Raw genomic sequence first — 13,995 nt, 5'->3', positions numbered from 1 at the left:
CGCAATGGGGGCCTTTTTGTTGCCTGCCATCCAAGGAACACCGCAACCCAATATGGGAGCGGGCTTGCTCGCGATGACGGCAGCCCATTCAACCTTGATGCAAGCTGAACCGCCGCTATCGCGAGCAAGCTCGCTCCCACAGAGAACATCGCAGGATCAGGCGGCGCGCTCTTCTCCGGGGTTGCGCTCGAAGTAGCGCTTGTACTCCCGACTGAACTGCGACGGGCTCTGATACCCCACGTGATGCGCCACCTGGGCCACACCCATGCCGTCGATGAGCAGCAGCCGCTGGGCCTTGAGCAAACGCAAGCGCTTGAGGTACTGCACTGGCGAGAGCAAGGTGCTGCGCTTGAAATGTTCATGAAAGGTCGATGCGCTCATGTTCGCGCAACTGGCCAGTGTCTCGACGTTCAGCGGCTCGGTGAAATGCGCATGCAGATGGCTCAGCGCCGCGGCAATCCGAGCGAATTGCCCATGCTGCTCCACCAGCGCCCGCAATACGTCGGCCTGAGGCCCGCGCAACGCGACGAACAGCAATTCCCGCAGCCGCGCCTGGCCCATGACCTGGCACTCCAACGGATCGTGCAAGCAGTGCAACAGTCGCTCGACACACCCTCGCATAGCACCATCGAGCGCGGCGCTGGTCATGGATTCAGGCGTCTGCGCCGCCAGGCTTCGCCCCGGCGCCAGCCCCATGGCCAGCACCAATTCCCCCAACATCGCCCGATCGATCGCCACGGAAATCCCGAGCAACGGAGCATCGGGCATGGCATAGGTTTCGCACTCGAACGGCACCGGCAGCGCCTGGATCAGGTAGTGCCCGGCGCCGTACTCCAGCGTGCGCGGTCCCAGGTAAGCCAGCTTGCTGCCTTGGGCAATGATCACCAGGCTTGGCTCGTAGAGCTGCGGACCACGGGCGATGTCCTCGCTGCACCGCAGAACTTGTACCCCAGGCAGCGAGGTCGGGATAAAACCGTCACGGGTCGCCAGAGGTTCGATCAGCGAAACCAGCGCCGCGTTGGCATCGAGATGGCGGGTCAACAACATGATGAAAACTTCACGAAATAAGGGATGGGAACATCATCGCAGGTCTGGCGTCACATAGAACCAATTCACGGCCAAGGTCGGAGGATTAGGCATGACACCCGTAGGAATCGTCATCGCCGAATATCGCCATGGCTACCAGAATAGATCGCCTCACCACCGTTCACTGCTTCACTGCTTAGCGAGGTCCATTATGTACACCGCCATCGGATATGCCGCTCAATCACCCACCGCCCCCCTCGCCCCCATGAAGTTCGAGCGCCGCAGCCCGCGAGCCGACGATGTGGCGATCGACATTCTCTACTGCGGCGTCTGTCACTCCGACATCCATCAGGCCCGCAATGAATGGGGCATCGCCGTTTACCCGCTGATGCCCGGCCATGAAATCATCGGCAAAGTCACCGCCGTCGGCGCGGACGTCACCCGCTATAAAGTCGGCGATCTGGTGGGCGTTGGCTGCATGGTCGACTCCTGCCGCGAGTGCGAAGCGTGTCACGCCGACCTGGAGCAATACTGCTACCAAGGCATGACCCAGACCTACGCCAGCCCGGATCGCATCAGCGGCGGCCACACCATGGGCGGTTACTCCAACAGCATCGTGGTCAAGGAGCACTTTGTGCTGCGCATCCCGGCAGCACTCGACCCGGCCAGTGCCGCGCCGATTCTCTGCGCGGGCATCACCACCTACTCGCCGCTCAAGCACTACGGCGTGAAGGCCGGCGACAAGGTCGGCGTGCTGGGCATGGGCGGACTCGGCCACATGGGCATCAAGTTCGCCAAGGCCATGGGCGCAGAAGTGACGCTGTTCACCCGCTCGGCCAGCAAGGCCGAAGAAGCCCGTCGCCAGGGCGCCGACCATGTGATCGTGTCCACTGACGCCGAGCAGATGGCCGCTGCGGCCGGACGTTTCCACTTCCTGCTGGACACCATTCCGGTGCAGCACGACCTGAACCCCTACCTCGGTACACTGCGGTTCGACGGTGTACACATCCTGGTGGGCCTGGTCGAGCCGATCGATCCGCCAGTCCATGCGGCCAACTTGATCATGGGCCGTCGCGTCCTGGCCGGCTCGTTGATCGGCGGTATCGCCGAAACCCAGGAAGTGCTGGACTTCTGCGCTGAACACAACATCAGCTGCGACATTGAAATGCTCGACATCCGCCAGATCAACGAGGCCTACAGCCGCATGATCGCCGGGGACGTGAAGTACCGCTTCGTCATCGACATGGCGACGCTCAAGGCCTGACGTTCGTCAGACCTTGGCGCCCAGCTCCGCCGACAGCCGGGCTGTGACCCCTTTGACCAGGGGAATCAGCTCGGCCATTTTTTCCAGCGGCATGTACGGCACGGTGCTGGCGATGCTGATACCGGCGACGATACGCTTGCCGGCGTCACGGATCGGCGCCGCCACACAGCGAATCGACGGTTCGTTGTCTTCCAGGTCGAAGGCATAGCCCCCCCCTACGTATTCCAGCATCCGTTGCTGGAACTGTTCCCAGGATTGCTCCTGATGCTGGGGCCAGAACTGATGCTTCCCACCCGCCGGCAGGCTGATTTCATACAGCCGCTTCCATTGTTCCTGAGTGTCATCAAGCATCAGCGCCTTGCCGATCCCGGTGCGTGCCAACGGCATGCGATGGCCCACGCGCGAGCGCATTTCCGGGCCGTTACGCCCCGGATTCTTCAGCAGGTACAAGACTTCGTCGCCCTCGCGAATCGCCAGGTGAACGGTGTCCCCGGTCAACGCCGACAGCTCGTCCAGGTACGGTCCCGCCAGGCTCACCAGTGGCAGTTCTTCCCGGGCCTGGAAGCCCAGCTCGATCAACTTCGGCCCCAGCAGGTAACCCACTTGCGGCACCACGCGCAGGTAACGTTCGTCCACCAGGCAACTGGCCAAGCGATGGGTGGTGCTGCGGGTAGTGCCGATCAGCCGGGCGATTTCCTTCAAGTCACGGGCGCCGCTGGCGACCGCCTGGACGACGCCCAGACCACGCAGCAATGTCTGCGTGCCTGTCGGCGCGGCGTCCTTGGTGATTTTTGGATCGTCTTGCTGCATAGCCGGCCTTCAACAGTGAGCGGGGAACGGGCGGCATTATGGTCGCCCGCCCCGTCGGACTACAACTCGATGCGCTCGACCTTCCCGACCAGCAGGATGTAGGACAGCGCGCCAGCCAATGCCAGGACAGAGATATAGGTAATGGCCGGGGCGAACGAATCGCCGCTGGCGAGGAAGCCAATCACGATCGGCGTGGCGATGGCCGCCAGGTTACCGATGAAGTTGAACACCCCGCCGGTCAACCCGAGCAATCGTGCCGGCGCCAGGGTCGACACCAGCGACCAGGTGATCGACGCCAGGCCATTGCCAAAGAACGCCAGGGCCAGGAAAGCGATCACCAGCGGCGTCGACTCGACAAAGTTGGCACCGATGATCGAGGTGGAAATCAGCAGCCCGCCAATGATCGGCAGCTTGCGCGCGAACCCCACGGTGGCGCCGCGACGAATCAACCAGTCGGAGAAGAACCCGGAGCACAGCACGCCGACAAACGCCGCGAGGAACGGCAACGACGCCAGCAAGCCGGACTTGATGAAGTCCATGCCGCGATACTTCACCAGATAGGTGGGGAACCACGTCAGGAAAAACCACAGCGTGGAGTTGAGGCAGAACTGCCCCAGGTAGATGCCCCACAACTTGCGTTGCGTCAGGACGATGCCCAGGTCGGACCAACTGAATTTCGCCTTGACCTTGGCGGTATCGGCCTGGATATCCACCAGCCCGCCGCCCTCGCGGATCAGCTCGATTTCAGCGGCGTTGGCGCCTTTGAAATCCCGGGGCTCGCGATACACCGCGTACCAGATCACCGCCCAGAGAATACCCACCGCGCCCGTGGCCACAAACACCATGTGCCAGCCGAAGGCGTGTTGCAGCCAGGCCAATACCGGCGTCAGGAAGGCCAGCCCGACAAACTGCCCGGAGGTGTAGAAACCGATGGCCGTGGCCCGCTCGCGCTCGGGAAACCAGGTGGTCACCACACGGCTGTTGATCGGATAAGCCGGTGCTTCCAGGGCTCCGACCGCCATGCGCAGTACGAACAAGGCAATGAAGCTGGCGGCGAACCCCAGCATCACCGTGGCCACCGACCACAACAGCAATGCCACGCTATAGAGAATGCGCGGCGGCACCCGATCCACCAGCCAGCCACCGGGAATCTGCATGGCGGCGTAGGTCCAGCCGAACGCCGAGAAAATCAGCCCGACGTGGATCGGGTCGATGCCCAGGTCACTGGTCAGCGCAGGAGCGGCAATGGACAGGTTGCTGCGATCCAGGTAATTGATCACCACGGTGATGAACAGCAGGACCATGATGAAAAAACGCTTGCGGCTGGGCGTCACCAACGACGCTTGCGCGCTCAGGGTGTGCGCTTGCATGTGAGGTGCCTCTTTTTATGTTTATTGAGGAGTCGAGCACGTCCGATCGTTCCCACGCTCTGCGTGGAAACGCCTCTACGGACGCTCTGCGTTCGGCTCTTGAGGGACGCGGAGCGTCCCGGACTGCGTTCCCACGCAGAGCGTGGGAACGATCAAACCGCGTGAGTCAGGCGTGACTCACCACTCGGCAAAACTGCCATCGGCATGGCGCCAGATCGGGTTGCGCCAGCGGTGGCCGATGGCCGCGCGTTCGATGACGTATTCCTCGTTGATCTCGATGCCCAGGCCCGGGCCGTTGGGAATTTTCACGAAGCCTTTGTCGTAGTCGAACACCTGTGGATCCTTGATGTAATCCAGCAGGTCGTTGCTCTCGTTGTAGTGGATGCCCAGGCTTTGCTCCTGGATGAACGCGTTGTAGCAGACCGCATCCAGTTGCAGGCACGCCGCCAGGGCGATGGGCCCCAGCGGGCAGTGCAGCGCCAGCGCCACGTCGTAGGCCTCGGCCATGTTGGCGATCTTGCGGGTTTCGGTGATGCCGCCGGCGTGGGATGCATCGGGCTGGATGATGTCCACGTAGCCCTCGCTGAGCACCCGCTTGAAGTCCCAGCGGGAAAACAACCGCTCGCCCAGGGCAATCGGGGTGCTGGTCAGCGGCGCCAGTTCCTTGAGGGCTTCATAGTTTTCGCTGAGCACCGGCTCTTCGATGAACATCAACTTATAGGGGTCGAGTTCCTTCATCAGCACCTTGGCCATCGGCTTGTGCACCCGGCCATGGAAGTCCACGCCAATACCGACGTTCGGCCCGACCGCATCGCGCACTGCCGCCACATTGGCCAGGGCCAGGTCGACTTTCTCGAAGGTGTCGAGGAACTGCAGCTCTTCGGTGCCGTTCATCTTCACTGCGGTGAAGCCCCGCGCCACCGCCTCTTTCGCCGCGCGAGCGGTGTCCGCCGGCCGGTCGCCGCCGATCCACGAATACACACGGATCTTGTCCCGCACCTGGCCGCCCAGCAGGTCGCTGACCGACACGCCCAGGGCCTTGCCCTTGATGTCCCACAGCGCCTGGTCGATGCCGGCCAGGGCGCTCATGTGAATGGCCCCGCCGCGGTAGAAGCCGCCGCGATAGAGCACGGTCCAGATGTCTTCGATGTTGCGGGGGTCTTTGCCGATCAGGTAGTCGGACAACTCCTCGACGGCAGCCGCCACCGTGTGAGCACGGCCTTCGACCACGGGCTCGCCCCAACCGGTCACGCCCTCGTCGGTCTCGACCTTGAGGAAGCACCAGCGCGGCGGAACGATAAACGTGGTCAGCTTGGTGATTTTCATCTTGTTGTCTCTCTTGTCAGATGCAGCGCACAGGGCGCTGGAAAAGTCTTCAGTTCAAGGCGCTCCATGCGGCCACGTAGGCCTTGGCGCGCACCGCCACTTCATCCGCTGTCAGGCCCGGCTTGAACAATCCGGAACCGAGGCCGAAACCCTTGACGCCGGCTTCGACGAACACCGCCATGTTGTCTGGTGTAATCCCGCCCACCGGCACCAGCACGGTCCCGGCCGGCAGCACCGCGAGCCAGGCCTTGACCACCGCCGGACCCATTTGCTCGGCGGGAAACATCTTCAGCACATGGGCGCCTTCGGCCAGTGCGGCAAAGGCTTCGGTGGGCGTGGCGACGCCTGGCGACAGGTACAAGCCCGCCGCTTTCGCCGCACGCAGCACATTCGGATCGCTGTGGGGCATGACGATCACCTGGCCACCGGCGGCTTTCACCTGTCCCACCTGTTCCGGCGTCAGCACGGTGCCGGCACCGATCAGGCAATCGGCGGGCAAAGTACTGCGCAGGATGCGAATACTTTCGTACGGCTCAGGGGAATTGAGCGGTACTTCGATGACACGAAATCCGGCGCTGTACAGGACCTCGCCAATGGCCGCCGCCTCTTCGGGACGCAGGCCACGCAGGATCGCGATCAGCCCGTTGTGCGCCAGTGCTTGTGTGAGCATGTCAGACCTCCAGTCAGGTTCAGGGGGCGGTGGAGTCGAGCAACCCGGCCGCCACTGCCAGTTGCCACAAACCGCGTTCGGTGGCCTGTTCGGCCAGGACCACCCGGGCGAAGCCGCAGGCGTCGAGGGCCCGTTGATAACGGACACAGAGTTGGGAATTGCCAATCAGCACCACCGTTGGCAGGTGCAGGCTGTCGCGGCGTCGGCGTTGTACTTGGGCCAGCGCCGTCAGCTCATGGCCGATCAACAGGCCCGAGAGGTAGTCCGCTTGGGCGCTGGCGCCCAACTCGCCGGTCAAGCCCAGGCTGCGGGCGCTGAACACGGTGGACAACGGGCCGATCTGGCCGTCCACCGACAACGCCACTTGCACGCCGCGATCAAAGGCCGCGCCATCGAAGGTCGCACTCCGTCGCTGGGTGCGGCCGAGAATGCTGTGGTCACTGAGCACGGCAAAGATCTCGCCGGTCATGAAGGTATCGAAATGCACGATGCAGCCATCGGTCACTTCCACCCATTTCGAGTGGCTACCGGGCAGGCCGATCAGCACCGCTTCGTCCGGCAGGCTGTGCAAGGCACCGAGCACTTGGGTTTCTTCGCCGCGCATGACATTGGGCAAGCGCGAACGCTGAATCACGCCTGGCACGATGTGCACATCGACACCGCGAAGGCTGCGAACGGTTTGTAGGGAATGTCCGAGATTGGCGACGTTGGCGGGGGTGTCGCAGTACGGCGCTTCACGCCAGCCCTGAGCGCTGCCGACCATGCCGCAAGCAATGACAGGCAAGCCCGGTTGGGCATCGAGCCAGTCCCCGCAGGCCTCGTCGAAGGCCAATTCAAAACCGTCGATGCACGCCCGGCCAGCCACGTCTCGCGGCCCGGCTGGCAACTGCATGATCCCCGACGACAGCGAACGCTGCTCGAGCACCTCGCCACCGGCTGCGAGTTTGTAAGCCCGTAATGAGGTGGTCCCCCAATCGAGCGCGATCAATTGCGCCTGCATCCGCTTCACCTGTTTTGTTTTTTGGCAGTGAGTGAGACGGACTATAAACCTGGGGGCAATTAAATCTCAATATATAAATATCACTCCCATATATTGGGACGAAAATGCATCACCTATAAAGCTAATCGCCATCCGCCCAAGACCCTGCTACGTTTTCTGACCGGACGCCAAACAACTAGGGAAAAAGTGATGGGACAACCGCTGAAAATCCTCGGCCGAACGTCTTCGATCAACGTCAGAAAAGTGCTGTGGACCTGCCAGGAACTGGACATCGCCTACGAGCGCGAAGATTGGGGCATCGGTTTTGCCTCGACCCAGGACCCGGCGTTCCTGGCCTTGAATCCCAATGCCCAGGTGCCGGTGATCATTGATGAGAACGGCGTGTTCTGGGAATCCAATACCATTTGCCGCTACCTGGTGGGCAAACATGGGCCCAGCGACCTGCTACCTGTCGAGCCTGCCGCCCGGGCGCGAATCGAACAGTGGATGGACTGGCAAGCCACAGAGCTCAACCCGTCCTGGGGCTACGCCTTCCACGCCCTGGTGCGCAAGAATCCGGACTTCCAGGACCCGCAGCGCATCGCCGCCGGCATCAAGGGCTGGAACGAGAAGATGGGGTTGCTGGAGCAGCAGTTGAACCGCACCGGCGCCTACGTGGCCGGTACGGCGTTTTCCCTGGCGGACGTGCTCATCGGCCTGTCCGTACACCGTTGGCGCCAGGCGCCCATGGAGCGTCCCGAATATCCGGCCGTGGCGGCCTACTGCAAACGCCTAGAGCAACGATCGGGGTTTGCCGAGTACGCGTCTGCCGCACACTCATGAAGTGCTCAGTGGCCGTTAGCGAAATCCCGTAGCACCTTGCCGTCCATTCGGTAGCGCACCCATTCTTCCTGGGGTTGCGCGCCGAGGGATTTGTAGAACTCGATGGCCGGCGTGTTCCAGTCCAGCACGCTCCATTCGAAGCGACCGCAATCGTTGTCGCAGGCGATCTTCGCCAGGTGGCGCAACAGCGTCTTGCCCGCCCCGCCACCGCGCTGCTCAGGCGTGATGTACAGGTCTTCGAGGTACAAGCAGTTACTGCCCAGCCAAGTGGAATAACTGAAGAAAAACACCGCGAAACCAATCGGCACGCCATCACGCAGGCAGATCAGCCCGTGGGCGGTCGCGCCTTCGCTGAACAGGCTGCGCTCGATGTCGGCCACACTGGCGATGACTTCGTGGCGGGCCTTTTCGTAATCGGCCAACTCGGTGATGAAGGCAAGGATTTGAGGCGCATCGCTGGGTTGCGCAGGACGGATCTCGATCGACATGAACAGGCCTTGTAGCCAATTGAAAGCGCCATACTAAGCCGCTGCGCGGCGCTCGTCACATATCGATCCAACTATTTGATTGCGGACGCGAGCTTCTTTCAAAAGTGCCATTCGTCGCGCCCAAGGCACCAACTCCAAACCACCACGGCCCAAGATCAGGCAAGCATTCTGAAAAATGGAGGCGACACCATGATCACTTCAAGGCTGACTGCATTCACACTCGCCACGCTGCTGTCTTCGGTGGCTTTCGCGGCGTCCACTTCCGGCACCGGCCCCACCGACCCGGTACAGGCGCCCAATTCTCCAGCCACGCAAGGCCTGCCCAAGTTGAATACCGACGGCACCGGCGGCGCCCTGAACAATGGCCAGCCACCTGCCACCGGCACCGATCCCCGCGTGCAGGGTAATGACATGGGGCGCCAGGGCGGCATGAATACACCTGACTCCACCGCTCCAGACAACGCCGAGACCGGCGTGGGTTCGAAAACCACGACCGGTGGCTCAGGCTCCGAAGGTGGCGCTGCCAGCCAGTAACCAGCCTCTGCTCAGACACTTGAGGAGGAAAAATCCCATGCCTCGTGGAAGCAAAGACAAATACACCGCCGAGCAAAAACGCAAAGCCGAGCACATTGAAAAGAGTTACGAGAAAAAAGGCGTGTCGGAGAACGAAGCCGAGGCACGGGCCTGGGCGACGGTGAACAAGCAGTCCGGTGGCGGCGAACGTTCCGGTGGTTCGGGGAAGACTAAACCGGCTGTGGAAAAGAAAACCGACCGCAAGGAATCGGCCCGACGCGCCGCCAAGACCCGCGAAGGCCACCCGCGTAGCAGCAAGGCCTCCCATGGGACCCAGACGGTGGACAGCCTGATGAAGGAGGCCCGGGCGAAAAACATTCCCGGACGGTCGAAGATGCGCAAGCAGGAGTTGGTCGAAGCGTTGCGTAAAGCGGGATGATCGTTGGCGTCAGGGAGGACGCCATCGCGAGCAAGCTCGCTCCCACATAGGATCGGCGGTGTGTCGCGATGTTGTGCCGGACACAAAAACCTGTGGGAGCGGGCTTGCTCGCGAACGCGCTGGGTCAGCTTGCTTCAATGCCGAATGCACCACCGCCTTCGCGGGCAAGCCCGCTCCCACATAGGTTCGGCGCTGTGTTGCGGTGTTGTGCCGAACACAAAAACCTGTGGGAGCGGGCTTGCTCGCGAACGCGGTGGGTCAGCTTGCATCAATGCCGAATGTGCCACCGCCTTCGCGGGCAAGCCCGCTCCCACATAGGTTCGGCGCTGTGCCGCGATGTTGTGCCGGACACAAAAACCTGTGGGAGCGAGCTTGCTCGCGAACGCGCTGGGTCAGCTTGCATCAATGCCGAATGCACCACCGCCTTCGCGGGCAAGCCCGCTCCCACATTGTTGGGTCTGCATCAGGTCAAAAAAACGGGCTTGCCCGTGCGCAGCCCGGCCGACGCAAGCTTCAGCGCTGCTTCAACCGGTCGATCACCACCGCCAGCAACAGGATCGAGCCGCGGATGACGTATTGATAGAAGGTGTCGATGTTCTTCAGGTTCATCGCGTTTTCGATGATCGCCAGAATCAGCACGCCCGCAATGACATGGCGAATCATGCCGATGCCACCGCTCAACGACACCCCACCCAGCACGCACGCCGAGATCACGGTCAATTCGAAGCCCTGGCCGATCATCGGCTGGCCCGAGGTCATGCGCGACGCCAGGATGACCCCGGCCAAGGCGCCGATCAAGCCATGTACGGCGAAGATGATGATCTTGGTGCGATCAACGTTCACCCCTGCCAACAACGCCGCTTCCTGGTTGCCACCGATGGCCATGGTGTTGCGCCCGTAGGTGGTGTAGTTCAGCAGCCAGCCGAAAAACAGGAAGCAGACGATGGTGATCAGGATCGGCACCGGCACGCCGAACAATTGGCCGTTGCCGAACACGAAGAACGATTCCTGCGAGACACCCACCGCCTTGCCGTTGGCAAAGATGTAGGCCAGGCCACGGACGATCTGCATCGTCGCCAGGGTGGTGATCAAGGCGTTGACCCGTAGCTTGGCGATGACGATGCCGTTGATCAGGCCGACGATCAGCCCCATCGCCAGCGCCGCGCTGACGCCGAGGAACACGCTGTTGGTGTCGCGCATCACCACCGCCGCGACCACGCCGGCACAGGCAATCACCGAACCGACCGACAAGTCGAAGTGCCCGGACGCCAGGCAATACAACATGGTGCACGCGGCGATGCCGGTGGTGGAAATCGCCAGGCCCAGGCCGCGCATGTTCAACGGCGACAGGAAGTTGTCGATCATCAAGGTGCAGAGCACGAAGATACCGATGGCCGCCAGCAGCATGACCCAGTCATCCAGGAAACGGCGCAAGTCCAGGGGTTTGCGTGCCGTTGGCAGTGCATTGTTTTGAATGGTCATGATTTACCTCTCAGTTCGCCGCGTCGGCAACGCGTTGGCGCGGCAGCGCCAGTTGCAGCAAGTTGGATTCGTTGGCCTGGTCACGCGACAGCTCGCCGCGCATGGCCCCTTCGCAAAGCACCAGGATTCGGTCGGAAATGCCCATCACTTCCATCAGGTCGCTGGACACCACAATCACCGCGATGCCATCGGCCGCCAGGTTGTGGATAATCTGGTAGATCTCCGCCTTGGCGCCGATATCGATGCCACGGGTCGGTTCGTCCAGCAGCAGGACTTTCATCGGCATCGACAGCCAGCGACCGAGAATCGCCTTCTGCTGATTGCCGCCGGACAGGTACATGATTTTCTGGCTGGCCGCCGGGGTCTTCACCTTCAGCGACTTGATCTGCTTGTCGGCATTGCCCCGCTCCCAGTCGCCGCGCAGCAGGCAGCCGAGCGCGGAATGAGCCGGACGGGCACTGATGTTGATGTTCTCACCCACGCTGCCCAGCGGGATGATGCCTTCCTTCTTGCGATCCTCCGGGCACAGCAGCACGCCAGCGGCGATGGCATCCCGGGGCGAACGCAGCTTCAATTCCTTGCCGTGCAGCACGAGACTTCCCTCGCTCTGGCGCTCCAGGCCACTGAGCATGCGAAACAGCTCGGTACGACCGGCACCGACCAGCCCGAACAATCCAAGGATTTCACCCTTGTGCACCTGGAAACTCACCGGCTCGCGCAAGCCCGGCCCCAGCAGGCCCTTCACCTGCAGCGCCACATCGCCGCGCGCCCGAGGGCGGTAATCATAGATGTCCTGGATATCGCGACCGACCATGCACGTGACCAACTGATCGTGGGTCAGCTCATTCATGTTTTCGAAGGTCCGGACATAACGACCGTCCTTGAATACTGTCACCGCGTTACAGATACGGAACACTTCTTCCATGCGGTGGCTGACGTACAGCACCACTTTGCCCTCGTCGCGCAAGCGAGCGATGATCGCCATCAAACGGTCGATTTCCCGAGCCGACAGGCTACTGGTGGGTTCGTCGAAGGCAATGACGTGGGCGCCACGGGACAAGGCCTTGGCGATTTCCACCAATTGGCGCTGGCCGAGGGACAGGCGACCGACTTTTTCCTGTGGGTCGATTTCGTCGGCCAGGCCTTTGAGCAGCGTCAGCGCCTGCTGGCGCAGCACGCCACGGTTGACCAGGCCGAAACGCGCCGGCAAATGACCGAGAAACAGGTTTTCAGCGACGGTCATTTCCGGCACCAGGTGCAGCTCCTGGTGAATCACCGCCACTCCGCTGGCGATGCTGTCGGCGGTGCCTTTGAAGGCTATCGTCTGTTCGCCGATCTGCAGGTCGCCGCTGCTCGGGATGTAGGCACCACCGAGGATCTTCAGCAACGTGGACTTGCCCGCGCCGTTCTCGCCCATCAAGGCATGCACCTGCCCCGGATGCGCGACGAAACTGATATTGGCCAGCGCCTGCACGCCGGGAAAGGATTTGCCGATCCCGTTGAACCGCAAGCTGCCGCCGATGTTGTGTTGCCGTGTCGCTGTTTGCGCTTGCATAACCACCTCGAACTTACAGAGATCAAGCGACCCCGCCACTCATGTGGCCAGGGCCGCTTTTGAATCAACCGACCGTCAGTTCCACAGGCCGATTTTTTCCAGCTCTTGCTTGAAGTTCTCCCGGGTGATCAGCGTCACCTCGTCCATAGCGGTGTACTTCGGCGGTTCCTTGCCGGTGGTGATCCACTCGTACATCATTTCGGCGGTCTTGTAGCCTTCGATGTGCGGGCTTGGCAGCATCGAGCCGAAGAAGCCGCTGTCGGGCTTCTTCAATTCACCGATGGCGTCGGTGCCGTTGATACCGATGCCGATCACATTGGCCGCCTTGAACCCGGCCGCTTCGGTGGCGCGCACGCCGCCCAGCACGGTGTTGTCGTTCATGCCGCCGATGATCAGGTTTTTCGCGGCGCTTGGCAGCTTCACCAACGCCGAGTTGGTGGAGTCCATGCTACCGGGTACGTCGAGGGTCTTGAGCGCCGAATAAAGGATGTGGTCTGCCGGCATCCCGGCCTTCTTCAGGGCATCGACCGAACCGTCGGTGCGCTTCTTGCCGGTGTCCAGCTCGTTGAAGGTGTTGATCACCGCGTAGGTATCTTTCCACTCCCAGTTGCGCTTTTTCGCTTCAGCGGCCATGGCGGCGCCCTGCTTCTGGCCCACCTCGAACGCGGCCATGCCCAGGTACGGCACGTCCTCCATGAATTTGCCGTTGGCATCGACGAACCGGTCGTCCACGGCAATCACCTTGAGATCGTTGAGCTTGGCCTTGGCCATGATGGCCGGGCCGAGGGACACGTCCGGCGGGCAGATCACAAAGCCCTTGGCACCGTTGGCGGCCAGGCTGTCGATGGCCGAGAGGGTCTTCTCGCCGTCAGGCACGGCGATCTTGATCAACTCGAAGCCTTTGTCCTTGCTCGCCTTCTCGGCGAACGCCCATTCGGTCTGGAACCAAGGTTCCTCGGCCTGCTTGACCAGGAAACCGATTTTTACGGGATCGGCCGCCAGCAAGCTGCTGCTGAGGCTGACCGCGGTGACCGCCAGGGCGGCGCGACACAGGGAACGGATCCCACGACGATGATTCATAGTTGACTCCTTGTTTTTTTTATTGAAAGCCAAACGTCCAGGGTCTGCTCCACCGACGGTGGAAGTGCGCAGGCTGGGCGGTTACATCAAGTTGCTACACAGCATAGGCCTAAATAGTCATATCGTATGATGATTGGATTGCAGGCGAAG

General features: G+C 61.9%; 14 protein-coding genes. 4 read left to right on the top strand and 10 right to left on the bottom strand.

Going from position 1 to position 13,995, the window contains the following annotated elements:
• Nucleotides 1–156: 156 nt before the first annotated feature.
• Nucleotides 157–1,047: an AraC family transcriptional regulator gene (locus BLP82_RS13600; protein ID WP_092168559.1), complete on the bottom strand. Its 891-nt coding sequence runs from the start codon at nucleotides 1,045–1,047 to the stop codon at nucleotides 157–159.
• Between the two features lie 190 nt (nucleotides 1,048–1,237).
• Here BLP82_RS13600 and BLP82_RS13595 point away from each other — a divergent pair, with 190 nt between their 5' ends.
• Nucleotides 1,238–2,290, top strand: coding sequence for an NAD(P)-dependent alcohol dehydrogenase (locus BLP82_RS13595; protein ID WP_092168556.1), 1,053 nt, complete (start codon nucleotides 1,238–1,240; stop codon nucleotides 2,288–2,290).
• A gap of 6 nt (nucleotides 2,291–2,296) precedes the next feature.
• Here BLP82_RS13595 and BLP82_RS13590 read toward each other — a convergent pair whose 3' ends face one another.
• The 5 genes from BLP82_RS13590 to BLP82_RS13570 all read right to left on the bottom strand — a co-directional run bounded on the left by BLP82_RS13590 (nucleotide 2,297) and on the right by BLP82_RS13570 (nucleotide 7,466).
• Complete coding sequence (locus tag BLP82_RS13590) at nucleotides 2,297–3,100, bottom strand: IclR family transcriptional regulator (protein ID WP_092168553.1); 804 nt, start codon at nucleotides 3,098–3,100, stop codon at nucleotides 2,297–2,299.
• Between the two features lie 59 nt (nucleotides 3,101–3,159).
• Nucleotides 3,160–4,470, bottom strand: a complete 1,311-nt coding sequence (locus BLP82_RS13585) for an MFS transporter (protein ID WP_060741253.1) — start codon at nucleotides 4,468–4,470, stop codon at nucleotides 3,160–3,162.
• A gap of 177 nt (nucleotides 4,471–4,647) precedes the next feature.
• On the bottom strand, nucleotides 4,648–5,796 hold the full coding sequence (dgoD, locus tag BLP82_RS13580; protein WP_003179439.1) for a galactonate dehydratase: 1,149 nt from the start codon (nucleotides 5,794–5,796) through the stop codon (nucleotides 4,648–4,650).
• Between the two features lie 49 nt (nucleotides 5,797–5,845).
• On the bottom strand, nucleotides 5,846–6,466 hold the full coding sequence (locus BLP82_RS13575; RefSeq protein WP_092168549.1) for a 2-dehydro-3-deoxy-6-phosphogalactonate aldolase: 621 nt from the start codon (nucleotides 6,464–6,466) through the stop codon (nucleotides 5,846–5,848).
• A 19-nt stretch (nucleotides 6,467–6,485) separates the two neighbouring features.
• Entirely contained in the window at nucleotides 6,486–7,466 is a 981-nt protein-coding gene (locus tag BLP82_RS13570; RefSeq protein ID WP_092168546.1) for a 2-dehydro-3-deoxygalactonokinase, read from the bottom strand.
• A 189-nt stretch (nucleotides 7,467–7,655) separates the two neighbouring features.
• Here BLP82_RS13570 and BLP82_RS13565 point away from each other — a divergent pair, with 189 nt between their 5' ends.
• The gene (locus BLP82_RS13565) at nucleotides 7,656–8,288 is read left to right on the top strand and encodes a glutathione S-transferase family protein (RefSeq protein ID WP_092168542.1); all 633 of its coding nucleotides are present in this window, start codon (nucleotides 7,656–7,658) and stop codon (nucleotides 8,286–8,288) included.
• 5 nt (nucleotides 8,289–8,293) lie between these two features.
• Here the strand turns inward: BLP82_RS13565 and BLP82_RS13560 are convergent, their stop codons facing one another.
• Nucleotides 8,294–8,776 (bottom strand): GNAT family N-acetyltransferase, encoded by a 483-nt coding sequence (locus BLP82_RS13560; RefSeq protein WP_060741250.1) that lies wholly within the window; start codon nucleotides 8,774–8,776, stop codon nucleotides 8,294–8,296.
• Nucleotides 8,777–8,965: 189 nt separating this feature from the next.
• Between BLP82_RS13560 and BLP82_RS13555 the strand changes: the two genes are divergently transcribed.
• Entirely contained in the window at nucleotides 8,966–9,310 is a 345-nt protein-coding gene (locus BLP82_RS13555; RefSeq protein ID WP_092168539.1) for a hypothetical protein, read from the top strand.
• A gap of 37 nt (nucleotides 9,311–9,347) precedes the next feature.
• Complete coding sequence (locus tag BLP82_RS13550) at nucleotides 9,348–9,728, top strand: Rho termination factor N-terminal domain-containing protein (protein ID WP_092168536.1); 381 nt, start codon at nucleotides 9,348–9,350, stop codon at nucleotides 9,726–9,728.
• A gap of 513 nt (nucleotides 9,729–10,241) precedes the next feature.
• Here the strand turns inward: BLP82_RS13550 and araH are convergent.
• The 3 genes from araH to BLP82_RS13535 all read right to left on the bottom strand — a co-directional run bounded on the left by araH (nucleotide 10,242) and on the right by BLP82_RS13535 (nucleotide 13,845).
• Nucleotides 10,242–11,210, bottom strand: a complete 969-nt coding sequence (gene araH, locus BLP82_RS13545; RefSeq protein WP_025214842.1) for an L-arabinose ABC transporter permease AraH — start codon at nucleotides 11,208–11,210, stop codon at nucleotides 10,242–10,244.
• Nucleotides 11,211–11,220: 10 nt separating this feature from the next.
• The gene (araG, locus tag BLP82_RS13540; protein WP_092168533.1) at nucleotides 11,221–12,765 is read right to left on the bottom strand and encodes an L-arabinose ABC transporter ATP-binding protein AraG; all 1,545 of its coding nucleotides are present in this window, start codon (nucleotides 12,763–12,765) and stop codon (nucleotides 11,221–11,223) included.
• Nucleotides 12,766–12,840: 75 nt separating this feature from the next.
• Nucleotides 12,841–13,845, bottom strand: a complete 1,005-nt coding sequence (locus tag BLP82_RS13535) for a substrate-binding domain-containing protein (RefSeq protein ID WP_060741245.1) — start codon at nucleotides 13,843–13,845, stop codon at nucleotides 12,841–12,843.
• Between the last annotated feature and the right edge of the window lie 150 nt (nucleotides 13,846–13,995).

Origin of the sequence: Pseudomonas sp. NFACC37-1 (assembly GCF_900101575.1) — a bacterium.
Taxonomy (GTDB): domain Bacteria; phylum Pseudomonadota; class Gammaproteobacteria; order Pseudomonadales; family Pseudomonadaceae; genus Aquipseudomonas; species Aquipseudomonas fluorescens_AA.
Note: the sequence above shows the minus strand (reverse complement) of the source record. Positions and strands in the feature narration are given on the sequence as shown.

Bases quoted from the DNA above. Each gene is read 5' to 3' on its own strand.
- BLP82_RS13600 (WP_092168559.1), bottom strand. From the start codon at position 1,047: ATGTTGTTGACCCGCCATCTCGATGCCAACGCGGCGCTGGTTTCGCTG.
- BLP82_RS13595 (WP_092168556.1), top strand. From the start codon at position 1,238: ATGTACACCGCCATCGGATATGCCGCTCAATCACCCACCGCCCCCCTC.
- BLP82_RS13590 (WP_092168553.1), bottom strand. From the start codon at position 3,100: ATGCAGCAAGACGATCCAAAAATCACCAAGGACGCCGCGCCGACAGGC.
- BLP82_RS13585 (WP_060741253.1), bottom strand. From the start codon at position 4,470: ATGCAAGCGCACACCCTGAGCGCGCAAGCGTCGTTGGTGACGCCCAGC.
- dgoD (WP_003179439.1), bottom strand. From the start codon at position 5,796: ATGAAAATCACCAAGCTGACCACGTTTATCGTTCCGCCGCGCTGGTGC.
- BLP82_RS13575 (WP_092168549.1), bottom strand. From the start codon at position 6,466: ATGCTCACACAAGCACTGGCGCACAACGGGCTGATCGCGATCCTGCGT.
- BLP82_RS13570 (WP_092168546.1), bottom strand. From the start codon at position 7,466: ATGCAGGCGCAATTGATCGCGCTCGATTGGGGGACCACCTCATTACGG.
- BLP82_RS13565 (WP_092168542.1), top strand. From the start codon at position 7,656: ATGGGACAACCGCTGAAAATCCTCGGCCGAACGTCTTCGATCAACGTC.
- BLP82_RS13560 (WP_060741250.1), bottom strand. From the start codon at position 8,776: ATGTCGATCGAGATCCGTCCTGCGCAACCCAGCGATGCGCCTCAAATC.
- BLP82_RS13555 (WP_092168539.1), top strand. From the start codon at position 8,966: ATGATCACTTCAAGGCTGACTGCATTCACACTCGCCACGCTGCTGTCT.
- BLP82_RS13550 (WP_092168536.1), top strand. From the start codon at position 9,348: ATGCCTCGTGGAAGCAAAGACAAATACACCGCCGAGCAAAAACGCAAA.
- araH (WP_025214842.1), bottom strand. From the start codon at position 11,210: ATGACCATTCAAAACAATGCACTGCCAACGGCACGCAAACCCCTGGAC.
- araG (WP_092168533.1), bottom strand. From the start codon at position 12,765: ATGCAAGCGCAAACAGCGACACGGCAACACAACATCGGCGGCAGCTTG.
- BLP82_RS13535 (WP_060741245.1), bottom strand. From the start codon at position 13,845: ATGAATCATCGTCGTGGGATCCGTTCCCTGTGTCGCGCCGCCCTGGCG.